At 56.9% G+C, this 18,481-nt stretch carries 10 protein-coding genes and 2 tRNA genes; 4 read left to right on the forward strand and 8 right to left on the reverse strand.

Annotation, left to right across the window (positions count from 1 at the left end; translation table 11 throughout):
• Window positions 1-96: 96 nt before the first annotated feature.
• Both HSW_RS05260 and HSW_RS05265 read right to left on the reverse strand, forming a co-directional pair.
• Window positions 97-3,447: an FG-GAP-like repeat-containing protein gene (locus tag HSW_RS05260; protein ID WP_081768258.1), complete on the reverse strand. Its 3,351-nt coding sequence runs from the start codon at window positions 3,445-3,447 to the stop codon at window positions 97-99.
• A gap of 181 nt (window positions 3,448-3,628) precedes the next feature.
• Window positions 3,629-3,970: a cupin domain-containing protein gene (locus tag HSW_RS05265; RefSeq protein WP_044001110.1), complete on the reverse strand. Its 342-nt coding sequence runs from the start codon at window positions 3,968-3,970 to the stop codon at window positions 3,629-3,631.
• A gap of 170 nt (window positions 3,971-4,140) precedes the next feature.
• Between HSW_RS05265 and HSW_RS05270 the strand changes: the two genes are divergently transcribed.
• The gene (locus tag HSW_RS05270) at window positions 4,141-4,977 is read left to right on the forward strand and encodes a serine O-acetyltransferase (RefSeq protein WP_044001111.1); all 837 of its coding nucleotides are present in this window, start codon (window positions 4,141-4,143) and stop codon (window positions 4,975-4,977) included.
• Window positions 4,978-5,071: 94 nt separating this feature from the next.
• Window positions 5,072-5,992, forward strand: coding sequence for a cysteine synthase A (gene cysK / locus HSW_RS05275; protein ID WP_044001112.1), 921 nt, complete (start codon window positions 5,072-5,074; stop codon window positions 5,990-5,992).
• 220 nt (window positions 5,993-6,212) lie between these two features.
• On the opposite strand, the gene HSW_RS05280 is transcribed toward cysK, so the two are convergent.
• The 5 genes from HSW_RS05280 to HSW_RS05300 all read right to left on the reverse strand — a co-directional run bounded on the left by HSW_RS05280 (window position 6,213) and on the right by HSW_RS05300 (window position 14,340).
• Window positions 6,213-6,286 (reverse strand) — tRNA-Ala (locus tag HSW_RS05280).
• Window positions 6,287-6,323: 37 nt separating this feature from the next.
• A tRNA-Ala gene (locus tag HSW_RS05285) sits at window positions 6,324-6,397 on the reverse strand.
• Window positions 6,398-6,538: 141 nt separating this feature from the next.
• Window positions 6,539-10,105, reverse strand: a complete 3,567-nt coding sequence (locus HSW_RS05290) for a TonB-dependent receptor (RefSeq protein ID WP_044001113.1) — start codon at window positions 10,103-10,105, stop codon at window positions 6,539-6,541.
• A gap of 209 nt (window positions 10,106-10,314) precedes the next feature.
• Window positions 10,315-13,509: a TonB-dependent receptor gene (locus tag HSW_RS05295; protein ID WP_044001114.1), complete on the reverse strand. Its 3,195-nt coding sequence runs from the start codon at window positions 13,507-13,509 to the stop codon at window positions 10,315-10,317.
• A 147-nt stretch (window positions 13,510-13,656) separates the two neighbouring features.
• Complete coding sequence (locus HSW_RS05300; protein WP_231501355.1) at window positions 13,657-14,340, reverse strand: C40 family peptidase; 684 nt, start codon at window positions 14,338-14,340, stop codon at window positions 13,657-13,659.
• Window positions 14,341-14,385: 45 nt separating this feature from the next.
• On the opposite strand from HSW_RS05300, the gene HSW_RS05305 reads away from it, so the two are divergent.
• A complete protein-coding gene (locus tag HSW_RS05305; protein WP_044001115.1) occupies window positions 14,386-15,795 on the forward strand; it encodes an FAD-binding oxidoreductase in 1,410 nt (469 codons plus the stop codon).
• Window positions 15,796-15,904: 109 nt separating this feature from the next.
• Here the strand turns inward: HSW_RS05305 and HSW_RS22535 are convergent, their stop codons facing one another.
• A complete protein-coding gene (locus tag HSW_RS22535; RefSeq protein ID WP_052346140.1) occupies window positions 15,905-16,417 on the reverse strand; it encodes an acyl-CoA-binding protein in 513 nt (170 codons plus the stop codon).
• A 126-nt stretch (window positions 16,418-16,543) separates the two neighbouring features.
• Between HSW_RS22535 and asnB the strand changes: the two genes are divergently transcribed.
• Window positions 16,544-18,451, forward strand: a complete 1,908-nt coding sequence (gene asnB, locus HSW_RS05315; RefSeq protein WP_044001116.1) for an asparagine synthase (glutamine-hydrolyzing) — start codon at window positions 16,544-16,546, stop codon at window positions 18,449-18,451.
• The last annotated feature ends 30 nt before the right edge of the window (window positions 18,452-18,481 follow it).

Below are 18,481 nucleotides of genomic sequence, written 5' to 3' on the forward strand. Positions count from 1 at the left end.
ATACCGCTGTTGCAACGCCCCACTCCATTATGCAGCAGTAGGGTGCGACGCTTACCCTACTGCTGCGTAATGGAGTGGAGTACATATAGAAAAGGTTTAATGCACGGTCAGCCGCTTAGTAACCACACCGTCTACTGTGTACAGGCGCAGTATGTACAGGCCGGGTACTTGTGCAGGGGCTGAGAAAGCAATGGTTCCCGGATGGGCGGTGGCCACCGGTGTGAGTTGGGCCAGCACCTTGCCGGTATTATCCACCAGTTCGGCGCGGCTGGTCCTAAAATCTGCTGCCGGATTCTGCACGGTAATAGTAAAGGCCCCGCGTACCGGATTCGGGTAAATACTCACGGATCCGGGGTGGGCCTGGCGGTTGGCCGTTAGGGAGGTTACGGTGAAAGGCTGTGTGCTGCTGGTTGTGCCACCAGCTGCCAGCAGGGTAATGGGGCCGGTGGTGGCTCCGGCGGGCACCGTTAGCTCCAGGGCGGTGGGAGTGACAAGAGTAAAGGCAACCACCTTTGTGCCATTCAGCAGAATGGTTGTTACCTCATCCAGCTTCGTGCCGGTAAGCGTAACGGTAGTGCCCACCGGGCCGCTGCGCGGGGCAAAGCCCGTCAGCGTAAAGGCAGCTGCCTGGTTTAGGCGGACATGCACGCCCCCAAAACCGAAGTCAGCAACTGCCATATCCAAGTCGCCATCCTTATCCAGATCAGCCAGGGCAACCCCACTCATCATGGGGAAGCTGGCCGTTGAAAGCAGAAGTTCGGTAGCGGCTGAGAACTGCCCCTGGCCATTATTGAGCCGCAGCTGAACCCGCCCGCCCGTGGAACCCCCGGCCATTAATAAATCCAGGTCGCCGTCGCCGTCAACGTCCCCGGTTGTAACTCCTTCTGGGGCTAAAAAGCCGCTCCGGGTGATAGGGAAGGAGGCATTCAGGGTGAACTCACCCCTACCGTTGTTGCGGTATACGCAAACGCTTTCCGCTATAGTCACCAAGTCGACGTCCCCGTCGTTGTCCAGGTCGGCAGTTATAATGCGGGTGGCCGCTTTAGTCAGGGCCTGTGGGCTGTTGGGGGCGGCGGAAAATTGTCCTCGACCGTTGTTTAGGAAGAAATTCAGGCCGTTGCCAGTTGCCGCCGCCACATCCAGGTCACCGTCGTTGTCTAAATCGGCCAGTGCCAAGCTGGTGATGTTGTTGCTTGTGGGCACGCTGCTCATCCAATCAAAGATGCCGTCACCCCGATTAAGTGCTACCGAGAGGGAGGCAAAGTCGCCGATAAGTACGGCATCAGGGTATCCGTCCCCGTTCAAATCGCCGGTGGCGATGCTGCGGGCTTCCCGGCCGATGTAGGTGGCCGTTCCGTTAGTAAAACGCCCCTTGCCATCGTTCAGCAGCACGCGCACGTAGCCCGCAACGCTAAAGGCCGGGTCTGCCGTGCGGCTGCTCACCAGGTCTAGGTCGCCATCCTGATCCACATCTTCTGCCCGGGTCATATCGGCCCCGGCTCCGAGAGAGTTAGTCGGGCCAAAGTCAGCATTCCCAAGGTTGAAAGAAACATTCGGGCCATCCGAAATCAGGTCCAGGTATCCATCCCCGTTCAAATCCGCAGCCGATACGTAGGTTTTCCGTGCTCCCAGACCGTACAGGCCGGCGGCATCAAGCTGGGTGCCGCCGGTAAACGTGCCGGGCCCGGGTTGGGTAGCCGCCGTGAACTGATAAACGAGCGGGGCCAGTAGCGGCGCATTGCGGCTGCTGCGGGCGGCCGTGGTTACGGTCATGGACACCTGCTCACCGGCGCTGAACGGCACCGTGGGTCGTAGCGTGAGCACCGAGTCCGTTACGGTACCCGGCACCTGCGCCTGGCTAACCCGCTGCCCCAGCAGTTTAACGGAGGAGCGTGTGGCGCTGGCCTGGCTAAGGGGTTGGTTGAACGTAACTTGCAATGCGCCCTGTACAGGAACATAAAGGCCATTAGGGGCCGGGCGCGTGCCCATTACCCGCAGGGCGGGACCGGTACTGCGGTTGATGTTGCGGAACAGCTTGAAGGCTGTGCCGATGGTTTGCTGCAGGGCCACAATGTCCAGGTCCAAGTCCTGATCCAGGTCGGCGAGCAGCACGGAATGGCCGCTGGCGTCCGCAGGCAGGCTGGCACCCCGCGAAAACTGCCCGGTGCCATCATTATGGTACACCAGCAGAGCATTATTACCGGAAACGACAAAGTCAAGGTCTCCATCTCCATCCACGTCGCCGGTGTCCAGAGTCTGCATGTTATCTATTGCTGCCACCTTCTGCTCCGGGGCAAACTTTCCGCCCCCATTGTTGCGGAACAGGCTGATGGTGCCAGGTGCGCTGCCGGTGCCCAGCAGGTAGTCTAGGTCCCCATCTTTGTCTACGTCAATTGCCTTGAACAGCCGAAAGCTATACGGGCTGAAGAAAAATGAAGTGCCGGCGGAAAAATTGCCGCGCCCATCATTCAGCCAGAATTCCGGCCGATAGTTTATGCCACTGCTGGCCAGAAAGTCAATGTCGCCATCCTCATCCGCGTCGGCAAGCAGAATATCTAGGTCAGAGAAGCCTGCCAATTTCATCTGGACGCTGCTACTCGTGCTGAACCCGCCGCGGCCGTTATTTTTCAGAATTGTAACTAGCTGAGAAGTGGCCGAGAAGCTTTCGGAAGTAATAACCAGTAAATCCGTGTCCCCGTCACCATCTACGTCGGCTGCTTTGGTGCTGCGGGTAAAAGCAGTTATGGGTAGCGGCGTGGCGGCCCCAAACCGTCCCTGCCCGTCATTGAGCAGCGCCGTTACATAGGGCTGCTCCGAGGAGGTAACTACCATATCCGGGCTGCCATCCTGGTTGAGGTCGGCTACGTTAATGCCACGGGTAGAAGACGTGGTGGATACCGTAAACGAGCGAGTAAAGGCGCCGTCGCCCTCATTCAGGGCCACCGTGATGCTGTTTGTGGTAGTGGAGGAGGATCTTCCCGCCAGCAGATCCAGGTCGCCATCAGCATCCACATCTGCCACCGCCATGACCGACGGTGTTTCGCCCGCCGTTACTTTGTAGTAGGGCGCGTAGGTACCCGTTCCATCCTCGGCAGCAGCGGTAAATTCGTACACGAATCCGGTAGTGGAGGCTGTTCCGTTGGTACTCGGCAAGCCGGCGGGAACGGTGACGGTCACCACCTCGCCCGGGGCAAATTTTCTGGATGGCTGCACGGTCAGGGTGTTGCCGGCGGTGGTGGCGGCGCCCCCAAGCTGCCCGCTCTGCCGGCTATGTATCCCAATCTTGCCCCCTGATTGCATCGGTTGTGAAAACGTAGCACTTACTGCCGCCGTTGCGGGCACGGCAATGGCATTCTGCTGCGGCGACAAGCCCGTGAGGGCAGGCGTTTGTGCAAAAAGTGCCAGCGGGATACTGTAAATAGCAAAGCAGAATAAACGTTTCTTCATTTCCCAGGATTAATAATGCGCTTGAATCAAATGTTTGTAAACAAAGTTGCGGAGAATTATTCTGAATAGTAACCAGGAAGTGTATTGATAGATACAGGCCGCATCGGCTATTTGTGGTCCTTTGTTCTGAGTACATGCAAAAGCCAGGGCTTTTGCATGTACTCAGAAAAAAGGAGTCGGCTTATTCCTCGTCGCGGCCGTGTACCTGGGCCGGTGGTGAAGTAGCCTCTACCGCCGAAAAGGCTTCTAGTACTTTGTAGGTATGGGAGGTACCCCTAGGAACTACCCAGGAGTTGCCGGGCTCCAGCAACACCATCTGGCCTTCCAGATGCAGTTCGGCCCGGCCCTGGAGCACATAGCCTACGGTTTCATAGGGGCGGACGGAGGGTTCCTTCGCTTCGCCGGGCTGTTCATTTTCCCACATCCGCATAGCTATGTGAATGCCGGAGGCCAGGTATTTCTCGCCATCAGGACCGGTTGGAGAGTATCGGGAATCAATTTTGGTGAGGGTGGTGTCAGCCATAATCAGGAGGAAAGAAAGTGGAATAGTAAGCAGATGAAGAGCTAACGCGGCCCCCGGGCAATGGGTTATCCGGGCGTGGGGTCCAAACCTTACGAGGCGCGGCTGGTTACAAAACGTCCCGGCCGCTTTATCTTCCGCCGTTGCGGCCGGTGGCTGCTTTTCCTTCGCCCATGTCTGCTTACGAATCCGACTTTCTACATACCCTCGCGCAGGCTCACCGGTACACGGCGGCTCCGTTGCCGGCGGCGGCATTCTGCCAGCTGGCCGAGCAGTTGCTGGAACTGCTGTTCCCGGAGCGGGCGGCCCGGCCCTTGCGCGACGCCGATGCCATTGCCGCTACCCTGCGCCTGCTGCAGGATGATCTGGCCTATCTGCTTCGCGCCGTTGCCGCCACCCCGTCCGCCACGGAGCTGGCCGTGGCCCTGATGGCGGGACTACCCGTGCTGCGCGAAACACTGTTGCTTGATGCTGCCGCCATTGTCGCCGCCGACCCCGCCGCCCAGGGCGTGGAGGAAGTGATAAGCACGTACCCGGGCTTCTATGCCATTGCCATGCACCGCTTCGCGCATGGGCTGTACCTGCGCGGAGTGCCGCGGGTACCCCGCCTGCTAAGTGAATATGCCCATCAGCGCACCGGCATCGATATTCATCCGGGAGCCCGCATCGGCCCTTCGTTCTGCATCGACCACGGTACGGGGCTGGTAATTGGGGAAACCTGCGTAATCGGGGCGGGCGTCAAGATTTTCCAGGGCGTTACGCTGGGCGCGCTCAGTGTTGCCAAGCATTTGCAGGGCATCAAGCGCCATCCTACCATTGAGGATAACGTGGTGATTTACGCCGGGGCCACTATTTTGGGGGGCAGTACCACGGTGGGCAGTCACAGCATCATAGGCGGCAATGTGTGGCTCACGGAAAGCGTCCCGTCGCACTCCCGCGTATACCATCAGGCCCATATTACCGTAACCCGTTCCCAGGACCCCAGGGAGGATATTATGTTTTCCATTTGAACGGAAATACACGGCATCTGTAAGGCTTTGCGGCTTTGCCAGATAGAGCCTATGTACGGCTCACTACTCACGTCTCACTACTCAGTACTAAAAAATGAAAGCGAATTCCATTCTGGATACCATCGGCAACACGCCGCTCCTACGCCTCAACAAGCTGTTTGCCCATCGCCCCGATGTAGAAGTATGGGTGAAGCTGGAACGCGCCAATCCCGGCGGAAGCATCAAGGACCGCATTGCGCTGAGCATGATTGAGCAGGCCGAAAAAGACGGCCTGCTCACGCCCGACAGCACCATTGTGGAGCCGACTTCCGGTAACACCGGTGTGGGGCTGGCCATGGTAGCCGCCGTGAAGGGCTACAAAATCATTCTGGTGATGCCCGAAAGCATGAGCATTGAGCGTCGCCGCCTGATGGCTGCTTACGGGGCTAATCTGGAACTAACGCCGCGCGAGAAAGGTATGAAAGGCGCCATCGAGAAAGCCCACGAACTGGTGCAGAGCACGCCCGGTGCCTGGATGCCCATGCAGTTCGAAAACGCGGCCAATATCAAAGTACACCAGGAAACCACCGCTCAGGAACTGCTGGCCGACGTGCCCGAAGGCTTCGACTTCTACATTACCGGCGTAGGCACCGGCGGCCACCTCACTGGCGTAGCCGAAGTGCTGAAGCCGAAATTCCCGGCCATGAAAGTGTTTGCCGTAGAGCCCGAGCTGTCGCCCGTTATCAGCGGCGGCGCGCCCGGTCCGCACCCCATCCAAGGCATCGGTGCGGGCTTCATCCCCGCCAACCTGCACCAGGATGTCTTGGATGGCACCATTCAGGTCAGCCAGCAAGAAGCCTTCGATATGGCGCGCCGGGCGGCCCGGGAAGAAGGCATCTTTATGGGCGTATCGTCAGGTGCTTCTCTGGCCGCCGTGGCTAAAAAGCTGGATGAATTGCCCCAGGGCGGCCGCGTGCTCACCTTCTGCTACGATACCGGTGAGCGGTACCTTTCGGTGGAAGGTCTGTTCGTCTAAATCAAGGATCTGAACAAGGTTTTCCGGATTGCACGGATTAGCTCCGCACAAATACCAGACAGTACCCGCGTAAAGCAAACAGGCCGTCCTATCCGGGCGGCCTGTTTGCTTTCGGGATGTAGACAGCAGTAGAGCAAATCCATACAATTCGCTGAATCTGTTTCACTCGGTGATAAAACAAAAAAGCCCAACCAGTAGGTTGGGCTTTCAGGAACAGGAGTGGAGAATATCGGAGTCGAACCGATGACCTCTTGCATGCCATGCAAGCGCTCTAGCCAGCTGAGCTAATCCCCCGTTGTAAGTTGAAATATTCGCCTGTCACGAATAGGAGTGGAGAATATCGGAGTCGAACCGATGACCTCTTGCATGCCATGCAAGCGCTCTAGCCAGCTGAGCTAATCCCCCCTGTTATTTCAATAACCAAATCACCGGTTGTGTTTGGTCTGGCAAAAGTACGACGCCTTTTCGAATCCGCAAGGAATCAATAAAAAAAAGTGGGCTGACGATACCGCCAGCCCACTTTTCAAGCAGCTAAGTGGTTGATGCTTAGTTGAAGATGTAGCGTATGCCTACCTGTGCCTGCCACCGCGAACCAATGGTGGTTACGTTGTCGCGGAAGGTGCGGCTAAGCGGAACACCCGGCGTGACCGTGGTAGTAGTACCGCTGGTGGAAGACGAGGGGTTCGTCAGGTAAGGGAACTGGAACACCGGGCGGAAATTCGTGTCGTACCCGGCGAAGCTGATGGGGTTATTCTTGTTGGTGGCTTTAATCGTGCCCCAGTCGCTGTTCAGTAAATTGCCCAGGTTGAAGATATCGAAGCTCACTTGCAGCGTGTGCTTGTTCTTCTGGTTGATGAAAATATCCTGAATCAGCTTAGCATCCACTTGGTGCAGCCAAGGGAATTCAGCCCCGTTACGCTCGGCATACTCTCCCCGATGCTCCTTGAGATAGTCATCCTGGTTGATAAATGCATCCAGATCGGCCCATTGCTGAGCAGCGGTGTAAGTGCCACCACCTTGCGCAGCAGTCAGCGTGATGTCGCGCAGATTGATGTCGCCCTGGTTGCGAGGAATGTACATCAGGTCGTTCGAGGTCTGTCCGTCGCCGTTCATGTCGCCGCCGTACACGTAGCTGAAGCGACCCTGGGGTGCCCCGGTGTAGAACAGCGAAATAGTAGTGCCCAGGTTGCCCAGATATTCTTTGCGGTACGAACCCACGGCCACAATGCGGTGGCGCTGGAAGAACTGCGAGTAGCCCAGCACGTTGGCGTTCGGGTCGCCGGATACCTGCCGGTCGCGCCACTGCGACTGCGCAATGGAGCCGCCATCGTTCACCGAGCGGGCATCGGTGTAGGTGTAAGCCAGGCTGGAATAGATACCATTGCTGAACGACTTCTGCAGCTGCCCGGTAACAGCGTACGAATAGCCTTTATTGGTATTGCGCAGCACAATGGCATCCGAAATATTTGGTCGGGCTACCGTGTTGCCGCCCTGGTTGGCCGGTACCGAGCCATATATGCGGTTGTTGGCTACCAGCGAAGTAGGCGTGCCGGTAGGTACGCTGGCCGAGTAGAAGCCCTGGTACAGCGTGCCCGGCGTGTAGAAGATGGGACGGTTATCCGGCCCGGCTGCCCGCGCAAACGGTGCCGACTCGGAGCCGGGCAGGTTCACGTTCTGCAGGTACACCGCGTTCAGGTCACGGGTATAGAAGGCTTCCAACGTACCCACGATACCACCGGGTAGCTGCTGGTCAACGGCCAGGTTGGTGCGCCATACCTGCGGAAACTTGAAGTTCTGGTCGGTAACAGCCAGGTTGTAGGCCGTATTGGCCTGGGCCGGGCCGGCAACAGGGCCACCCGAGCCGGGCACGTAGTAAGTGGGGCTGGGGTTGAAGCGGTTGTACACTGCCCCGGCCCCCGTGAAGTTGCTGATCGACTGGGAACCAAACAATACCCCATTGTTGCTGGCTTGGTTGGAAATCCACACGAACGGCACCCGGCCGGTGAAGATGCCCGTCCCACCGCGCAGCTGCGTGGTTTTGTCGTCTTTCACGTCCCAGTTAAAGCCCACCCGGGGCGAAAACAGCACCTGACGCTTAGGCAACCGGCTCGTGTTGATCTTTTCGCCGTCACGGAAGGTCAGGCCGGGGTAGGTGACGCCATTGTCGGGATTCTGCCCACCCGAAACGGCGTAGTTCTGGGCTACATCCGAAGTGATGATGGGCAAGTCAGCGCGGATACCAGCCGTAATGCGCAGGTTGCTGACCGGCGTGTACTCGTCCTGCGCGTACAGGCCCAGCTGCGCCGCCTGAATCTTGGCGAAGGGAAATTCGTTGTTGGCGTTGGCGCCGTACTGAATCTGGAACAAAGAAGGATTGGACCGCGAGGCATTGGCCGCCAGCGGCGTAAGGGCCTGCGTCGCGCGGTTGTAGCCGAATCCTACGTTGCTGTAGAAGTCTTCCAGCGAGTTGAAGCGGTAGAAGCTGTTGTAGTTCGGCGCAAAACCGTTTTTGAAGGTATAGTACTCATTGTACGTGCCCACCGTCACGTTGTGCTTGCCCAGGAAAGCCGTGAAGTTGTCGCCCACCTGATACACATCCGTATTCAGGATGTTGCCCGCCGTGAAGGGCTCATACCCCAGCGAGGTAAGGGTAGCATTAGGGTTAGTGGTACCCTGAGCACCCGCCAGCCCGACGCCGTTGCCGATTTCCACGAAGGGAAACAGAGAGGAAAAAGGCGTCCGGAAGTCGCGGAAGGCCGTGTAGCCCGCTGTGAAGTTGTTGGAGTAGCGCGAGCCGAACGTGCTGTTCAACTCAGCAATGAACGAGTTGAGGTTGTTATTGATAGTATAGTACGACGACTGGTAAGGCAAGCCGAACTGGTTGCCGCTGCGTCCCAGTGTGGTATTAATAGCTCCGCTGCCGCTCGGTGGTACATCGGCGTACGACTTCAGGAAGTTGTACTTGATGTTGAAGCGGTGGTTGGGGCTGATGTTCCAGTCAATCTTAGCCGTAATCTTGTCGCTGTTCTGACGCTGGCTGTATCCTTGATAAGGACCTGTATTGTAGCCGTACTGCGACTGTAAAAAGCTGCTCAGCGTGTTCAGCGTCGCCTCGCTCACCTGCGATACGCTGGTGCCGTTGGGCGTCTGGGTGGCGCTGCTGGCCACGAAGTTGCCCGCCGGCGGGTCCGTGCGCCGCTCCCGCTCGCCGTTGACGAAGAAGAACACCTTGTCTTTGATGATGGGACCACCCAACCGGAAACCGTAGTTCTGCAACCGGAATTCCGTAATGGGCACCTCCTGGTCGCCTACTTTACGGCCCAGGAACAGCTTCCGCTCATTGCGGTTGAAGAAGTAGGCCGAGCCGGTTACTGTGTTAGAGCCCGAGCGGGTTACGGCATTGATGCCCGCACCCGTGAAGGAGCCCTGCCGCACGTCATACGGGGCCAGGTTAACCTGAATCTGCTCAATAGCATCAACGGAAATTGGCTGCGCATTGGTCTGACCACCTACTGCGCCCGAGAGGCCGAAGGCGTTGTTGAACACCGCTCCGTCAATAGTCACGTTGTTGAAAGAACTGCTGCGGCCGCCAAAGCTGTTGGTCGGGCCGGCCTGCGGCGTCAGGCGGGTAAAGTCAGCAAACGAGCGGTTCAGCGTGGGTAGCCGCTCAATTTGCTCACGTTGCACGGTGGTGGCCGCACCGGTACGGCCGGCGTTGATAACCGGATCTTGGCGGCCCGTTACCACTACCTCGCCCAGCGTCTGTTCCGATTCGCTCAGGTTGATGTCGAGGCGCTGGTTCTGGCCCAAGCTCAGGAAGATGTTCTCCCGCACCGCCTCTTTAAAACCTACAAACGTAACGCGAATGGTGTAAGGGCCGCCCACGCGCATGTTCTGAATATTGAAACGACCCTCCGAGTTGGTAGGGGCCACGTACTGCGTATTCGTGGGGTTGTGAATGGCAATAACTGTTGCACCAGGTAGGCCCTCACCCGCCTTGTCGGTGATGACACCGTTCATGGCAGAAGTAGTGGTACCCTGTGCCCAACTCAACTGCGCCGACATGACCGCCAGTGGAACCAAGGCCACAGAAGCGTAAATATTACGTTTCATAAAAGAGGGGAATGGTGAAAAACCGGTGCAAAAGTACTTTACAGTTGACCTTGGGTAAGTTATTAAAATGTTATTAAAATAAGTCTCTATTACTTCAATTACGGTTGAGTAAGAGAAAGTCACGACTAACCTGTGGGTACAAAAAAAGCGGACGGAGAATATCTCCGTCCGCTTTCAAAACAATGTGTTGCGTAACAGTTAAGCCACGCTTAGTTAAAGCTATACCGTACGCCTAACTGACCCTGCCACCGTGAAGCGAAGGGAGCAACGTCCCAAGCCCGGTTTGTGGTAGCAAAGCTGTTAGGGAAAGTAAAGGTAGGTTGCGTGTTAGCCCCGGTAGAACTCACGCGTAGCAGTTCAGTGGCGTTGTTCGCCACGGTGTACTGACGGCCCCACTCATTGTTGATGAGGTTGCCTACGTTCGTAATGTCAAACGTAATCTGAAGCGTGTTCTTCTTTCCACCAGCTTGGAAGTTGAAGTCCTGGGCTACCCGGATATCAACTTGGTGCGTCCAGGGCAGACGAGCCGCGAAACGCTCGGCGTACTGGCCGCGGTGGCTGCGCAAGTACGGGTCGTTTTCAATGAAGGCATCCAACTGCTGACGAACTACTGCCTCAGTACGGCCTTCGCTAGCCGCAATGCGAATTTCGTTGGCATCAAACGTATTGCGTGGGATGTACAACAAGTCGTTGCCGGTGTTGCCATCACTATTCAAGTCAGTGTTCTGCCCATAAATATAGGTGAGAGGCTGACCCGACAGGCCTTCGTACACGGCGGAGATGGTAGTAGCGAATTTATCACCACCATAGCGGAACGTGTAACCGGCAGTAGCCAGAAAGCGGTGCCGCTGGTCGTTGCGGGAGAAGCCCAGTTCGGGGTTGTTCGGATCGGCTACAATCTGGTTGAAGCCAAAGTTAGACGAAGCCGTGCTGCTGGAGCCGCTGTTGATTTCCTTGGCTACGCCGTAGTTATAAGATACAGATGTATTAAGGCCGTTTACGAACTGCTTCTGCAACTGAGCCGTTGCGTTATAGCGATAGCCCTTGCTGGTGTTATCAAGCAGGTATACGTTCGTAAACCGGTCGTTTACGCGGCGCGCGGTTTGGTTGCTGCTGTATACAGGGCGCTGGTCGGGGCCGGCGAGGCGGCCAACCGGAGCATTTAGGTTGATATCCTGGTAGTAGATATCATTGAAGGTTTTCGAATAGGCACCTTCCAGGGTAGCTACTACGTCACCCGGCAGGCGGAAATCCACGGCTAAGTTGGAGCGCCACACCTGCGGCAGCTTAAAGTCCTTGTCCAGCACGTTTACCTGCGTGCGGGGGTTAGTACCTGATTGATAAGCCGTTGGAATGTTATCGATGTTGGTCTCGATGCGGTCCAGGTAGCGGGGCTGCTGACCGGTAGGAGTATTCAGGTAGTTGATATCCAACGCGCCCTGAATTACACCGCTGTTGGTGTAGCTGTTGGAAATCCACACATACGGTACCCGGCCGGTGAAAACACCCGTACCACCGCGCAACTGTACTTTCTGGTCGTTGTTCACGTCCCAGTTGAAGCCCACACGTGGCGACCAGAGCAGTTGGCCGCTGGGCACGTTGGTGGTGCTGATGTCGCCGTAGGCGGCGTAGGCTTGTTTGCTGTCTTCCAGGGTTTGGTTGAAAGCCGGCTTATCTACAAATACCGGAATATCCAAGCGGATACCACCCGTCAGACGCAGGTTCTCAATAGGTGAGAACTGATCCTGAGCGTAGAAGCCCAGCTGCATAGCTTTGAACGCAGCTTCTCCGTTGTCGGCAGTAGCGAAAGCGGCCTGCACCCGGCTGGCCCGGTTGTTATAGAAGTTGTTGAGCGAGTTGAAGGAGTAGTAGCCGTTCCCGTTGTTGATGAACAGGTTGCGGAATTTGAAGCCCTCATTATGCGTGCCCACCGTAACGGTGTGCTTGCCGAAGCTGGCCGTCAGGTTATCCGTAACTTCAACGATGTCCTGATCCAGGGAGTTGAAGCCGGAACTGCGCTCCGTGCCGAAGGTGAAGCGGTTAGCGCCCTGGTTGATTTCAATGGTGGGGAACAGGTTGCCCGGAATAGTGCGCGAGTCTCGGATGCTGCTGTAGCTCAGCAGCAACTTGTTGGAGAAACGGCCCAGAATGCTGTTCAATTCAATTACCGAGCTGTTGGTAACGTTGTCGAACTTGTACCCGTTGCTACCGAACCGGATAGTGCGGGAGCCCCGGGACAGGTTGTCGTCAAATGCCTTTACGTAGTTGTGCCGTACCGTCAGCTGGTTGTTGTTGGACAAGTTGAAATCCAAACGAGCGAACAGACGGTTGCTTTCCCGACGGATAGTTTCACCTCCTACATTTCCCACCTCATAGTTGCGGTACACGTCGCTCCCTCGTACGAAGTTGGCAATAGAGTCGATAGTAGCCTGACGAATCTGGGAAGTTGACGTGCCGGGGTCAAAGCCCAGCGGAGTAGCCTGGCGGCTGATTTCGGCGTTGGCGAAGAAGAAGATCTTATCCTTCACGATGGGGCCGCCCACCCGTACACCAGTCTGGTAGTTATAGAACTCATCGGCCTTTACGCGCGGTTCAGTAACGCTCTTGCCAATGGTGTTCTGGTTACGGCCGAAACCGTAGATAGAGGCCGAAATGTCGTTGGTGCCGGAGCGCGTAACGGCGTTTACGCCAGCGCCGGTGAAGTTGCCCTGCGTTACATCGTAAGGTGCCAGTACTACCTGAATTTCCTGAATAGCGTCCAGGGAAATAGGGTTTGTACCTGCTTGACCGCCAGGAGTACCTGTAGGAGCAAGACCAAAAACGTCGTTGTTTACCGCGCCGTCAATGGTGATGTTGTTGTAGCGGTTGTTGGAACCTCCGAAGGAACTGCTACCCCCGCCGTTAGCCTGAGGGGTCAGGCGCGTGAAGTCGTTCAACGAACGACTTAGCGTGGGCAGGCGCTGAATCTGCTCGCGCGAAATGGTAGTTTCAGCGCCAGTGCGACCCGAGTTGATAACGGGGTCCCGACGGCCACTTACTACTACTTCACCCAGCGTCTGCTCTGTCTCGCTCAGATTGATATCTAAACGTTGGTTCTGCCCCAGTGTCAGGAAGATGTTTTCACGTACAGACTCCTTGTAGCCCACGAAGGAAACCCGGATAGTATAAGGGCCGCCTACCCGCATGTTTTGCAAGTTGAAGCGGCCCTCCGAGTTTGTCGGTGCAACATATTGGGTATTGGTTGGCGTGTGAACGGCAATTACCGTAGCGCCCGGCAGACCCTCACCGCTTTTGTCGGTAATAATACCGTTCATAGCGGAAGTCGTCACCTGTGCCCAGCTCAGTTGCGCTGACATGACCGCTAGGGGCACAATAGCCACCGAAGCGTAAAGATTGCGTTTCATAACAAAGGGGGGATTGGTGAAAATGAGTGTTTTCTATGCCGAGAAAAACGCCGCAAAAGTACTGGTTCCAGCAGCTGGTTGCGTTACCGCAATGTTACGCTTTGAGGAAAATTACGTGCTTTTCGGACGCAAAGGTAAGAGGGAAATTCACAATCTGGGACGTACGGCCTTAATGAATCTACTGAGGTAGTAGTCCGTCTCTAGGGCGTTTTCAATAACACCTAAGGAGCTGGAAGAGTGAATGAACTGAACGCTTTCCGGCGAAGCTTCCGTTACCATTCCGACATGGGTAATAGTGCTGCTGCCAGGTGAAGCTCCGAAAAATACCAAATCACCCGGCCGTAAATCCTGTGGTTTGATGGGTTCACCCCACACAGCCTGCTCATTGCTGGAGCGCGGAATGTTCAGATTAATGGCGGCAAACGACTCGTGCAAAAGTCCGGAGCAGTCCATTCCGAGGCGGGAGGTGCCCCCGTATTTGTAGGGAGTGCCCTGGTAAGAGCGGGCGGTTTCGATGACGGCCGCCAACTGGGCGGGCACGTTGGCCGGTAGCGCTTTGCCGGTGGGGCGGCGGGCTACCGTCTTGCTTTTACCGGCCGCCGTGGAGGTCTTGACTTTCGATTTTGTAGTGGCCGGAGCAGCGCCCCGGCTGCGGGCGGTAGCCTTCATCCGGGCCATATCCCGCGCCGAGTAGTACCGGCCGTTTCGGTAGTTTACCTTGCTGGTAGTGCCACAGGCGGCCAGCCAACTCACCAGTAGCAGCAGCAACGCTGTAGAGAGTGGCCGGTGCCACTGCGTTGAATGCCGTACCTTCGCAACGTGTTCCCGCATTGGGGCAAAGATACGTGAAGCAGTCATTTTACTCCTCATTTTTCTATGGACTTTCAACCCCTGACTCCTGCGCTGGTGGCCGAATTTGAGGCTATTGTTGGCCCGGTGCACGTTCTCACGGCCCAGCGTGTGGAGGCCGATGTGTACGCCGACTATGGTCGTGACCACACCGAAGACCTGTATTTTGCCCCCGATGTAGTGCTGCGTCCCGGCAACGCTGAGGAAATCAGTCGTATTGTGCGCCTCTGCCACGAGCACCATATTCCCATAACGCCGCGCGGGGCCGGTACCGGGCTGTCGGGGGGGGCGTTACCCATTCACCACGGGGTAGTGCTGAGTACCGAGCGGCTCAACCGCATCCTGGAAATAGATGAGCGGAATCTGCAGGCTACCGTAGAGCCGGGCGTGGTAAACGAGGCATTTCAGCAGGCCGTGCAGGCTGTAGGGCTGTTCTACCCACCCGACCCCGCCAGCAAAGGCAGCTGCTTCCTGGGCGGCAACCTGGCGCACAGCAGTGGCGGCCCAAAAGCCGTAAAATACGGCACGACTCGTGACTATGTGCTGAACCTGCAGGTGGTGCTGCCCACCGGAGAAGTCATCTGGACGGCGGCCAATACGCTCAAAAACTCCACCGGCTACAACCTCACTCAGCTGATGGTTGGCTCGGAAGGTACGCTGGGCATCATTACCAAAGTAGTGTTCCGGTTGCTGCCGTATCCCAAGCACAATATCCTGATGCTGGTGCCCTTTCGTCAGGAGGCGCAGGCGGCCGAGGCCGTGTCGGCGGTGTTCCGGGCCGGGATTATCCCGTCGGGCATGGAGTTTATGGAACGGGAGGCCATTGCCTGGTCGTCGGATTACCTGAAAATCCCGCTTACGCTGCCCGAGGACATTACCGCTCACCTGCTCATTGAACTGGATGGCCAGGACCTCGATGAGCTATATAAGGAAGCGGAGCAGGTGTACGCCGTGCTGGAATGCTACGACGTGGGCGAAATCCTCCTGGCCGATAACGCTACTCAAAAGGATGAGCTCTGGAAAATCCGCCGCAATATTGGCAATTCGGTGCGCTACAACTCCGTATACAAGGAGGAAGATACCGTGGTGCCCCGCGCCGAACTGCCTACGCTGCTCAAGGGCGTGAAGGAAATAGGAGCCCGTTACGGCTTCAAAAGCGTGTGCTACGGCCACGCCGGCGACGGTAATCTACACGTCAACATCATCCGGGGCGACCTGGACGACGAAATGTGGAACGTAGGCCTGCGCCAGCCCATCACCGAGATATTCGAGCTGTGCGTGAAGCTGGGCGGCACCATTTCGGGAGAGCACGGCATCGGGCTGGTGCAAAAAGGTTACATCGGCATTGCCCTGCAGGAAGCTAATCTGAACCTGATGCGCGGTATCAAAGGCGTCTTTGACCCCCACGGTATTCTGAATCCGGGCAAAATATTCTGATTCACAAAGCACAGATGTAACCGGATAACCGATAATAAAAAAGGCCTCCCGTACGGGAGGCCTTTTTTATGCGGCAAAGATGGCAAAACGAATTCAGCTGAATCCGTGGCTACTGGTTGTTTTTCAACTTGTCTTCACCGCCGTAGGGCGTACCGGCGTTCAAGTCGCCCTGGAGGCCACCTTGCGGGCTTTGGCCAGCCTGGCTTTGCGCTTGGGCCGCAGGGCTGGCTTCGGCGGTACCGGGAGTCGCATTGCCGTTCACTTCCGAGCCAGTGGCCGGCTGACCGTTGCCAGTAATAACGGTGGTTTTCTCCTTAACCGGGCCGGCAAGGCTGTTCACCTTCTCAATGTACTGGCGGCGGGCCTCGTCTTGGTCAGTACCTTTAAACTTGCTCCAGGCGTCCCACTGAGCCTGTGACAAGCCTTTGGGGCCGTTCGGGTTATCGGGCGTGTCGTCGCCTACTTCGTCGCGCTTGGTGTCATGGTCGCCTTCGGTGGCTTGCTTGTAGAGGCCGTACAAATCGGTCATGTGGGCGGCGGCCTGGTCGCCGGGCAGCCCGTCTACGCGGGATACGGCGGCTTCAAAATCGTGCTGGAGGCTCATTTTATCTTGCAGATTCATGGTGGGTAGAAAGTAGTGGAGGCAGAGAGTATAGAGGGTGTACTAAGGTGGCACGGCTTTGGTTGCGGGCGTGCGCGGTAGTTTTTAAGAACTCAAGTCCCGATAGTTCGTACTTTTGCCCGCCTTATGTGTGGAATCTCCGGAGTATTCGCTTTTACCGACGCAGGTCGCAATTCGCTGGCCTCGCTACGCGCCTCAACCGACGCCATCGTCAGCCGTGGCCCTGACTCTCAGGGACATTTTATATACGAGCGGTGCGGCCTGGGCTTCCGGCGCCTGGCCATCCTCGACCTCTCGGCCGATGGCAACCAGCCCATGACCGATGAGTCGGGCCGCTATACCATCGTCTTCAACGGCGAAATTTTCAATTTTAAAGAGCTACGGCAGAAGCTGGTAGCCAAAGGCCACCGCTTCCACTCCCAGACCGATACCGAAGTCGTGCTGCACCTCTACATATCGGAGGGTCGTAACTTTCTGAAAAAGCTTAACGGTTTTTTCGACTTCGCTATCTATGATAAGGAGGAAGATTCCATCTTCCTGGCCCGCGACCGGATGGGGGAGAAGCCCCTGTTGGTGTACCGCGACGAGGACAAGCTGCTGTTTGCCTCCGAGATGAAGTCGTTGCTGGCGTTGGGCATTCCGCGCAAGCTAGATTATGTGGCGCTGAGTCATTATTTGCAGCTCAACTACATTCCCGGTCCCGCCACCATCTTCAAAGGCGTGAAGAAATTGTTGCCCGGCCATTACCTGTTTGTGAAGGGCAAGAAGGTAGTAAAGAAGCGCTGGTACAAGATTCCCTACGACCCCAAGAAGGTTGAGAAAAACAAAACCAGCTACGAGCAGCAGCAGAAAAAGCTGGTGGAGCTACTCGATGACGCTACCGCTCGCCGCCTCGTGGCAGACGTGCCCGTGGGCGCATTCCTGAGCGGGGGCATTGACTCTTCGGTGGTGGTGGCCCTGGCCACGCGCCATACCCAGCACCTGAATACGTTCAGCATCGGCTTTGCCGACGAGCCATTCTTCGACGAAACCAAGTACGCCAAGCTGGTAGCTGACCGGTACAAAACCAACCACACGGTTTTCTCGCTCAAGAATCAGGACCTCTACGACCACATCTTCGACGTCCTTAACTACCTCGACGAACCGTTTGCCGATTCTTCGGCTCTGGCGGTGTACATTCTCAGCAAGCGCACCCGTGAGAAAGCCACTGTGGCTCTGAGCGGCGACGGAGCCGACGAAATCTTTGCTGGCTACAACAAGCATATGGGCGAGTTCCAGGTGAGGCAAGGTGGCTTTAAGGCCGAAGCCGTAACCGGCCTCAACTTGCTCTGGGACGTGCTGCCCAAGTCGCGCAACTCGTTTTTCGGCAACAAAATTCGCCAGTTCCAGCGGTTCTCGCGCGGCATGCTCAGTGGCCCCAAAGACCGGTACTGGGACTGGGCCTCGTTTGCCTCCGAGAAGGATACCCGGGGGCTGCTGAGTGCCGCCTCCCGCCGTAAAGTGGGCAAAAAGCTGGCCGAGAAGCGCCGCCGCGACATTCTGGAGGACCTGCACGCCGACGGCGACTTGAACGAGGTACTGCTCACCGATACCAAACTGGTGCTGCCCTACGACATGCTGGCCAAAGTGGACCTGATGAGTATGGCCAACTCCCTAGAGGTGCGCCCGCCCTTCCTCGACCCCAACGTGGTGCGTTTCGCCTTCTCCCTGCCCGTCAGCAGCAAGATTGACGCAAACATGAAGAAGAAGATTGTGCAGGATGCCTTCCGGCCTATGCTGCCCGAGGAACTGTACAAGCGCCCCAAACACGGCTTCGAAGTGCCGCTGCTCAAGTGGTTCCGCGGCGAGTTGCGCCCCTTAATTGAAGATGATTTGCTTTCCGATGGTTTCATCGAGGCGCAGGGCGTATTCGACGTAGATGCCATCCGGGGCCTGAAAAAGCAGCTCTTCAGCAGCAGCCCCGGCGACGTGCACGCCCGCATCTGGGCCCTCATTGTGTTTCAGTGGTGGTGGAAGCGGTGGATGGTGGCATAACCGCTTCGTTTTTTACCACTTTATCTCCTG

This window comes from Hymenobacter swuensis DY53 (assembly GCF_000576555.1).
GTDB lineage: Bacteria > Bacteroidota > Bacteroidia > Cytophagales > Hymenobacteraceae > Hymenobacter > Hymenobacter swuensis.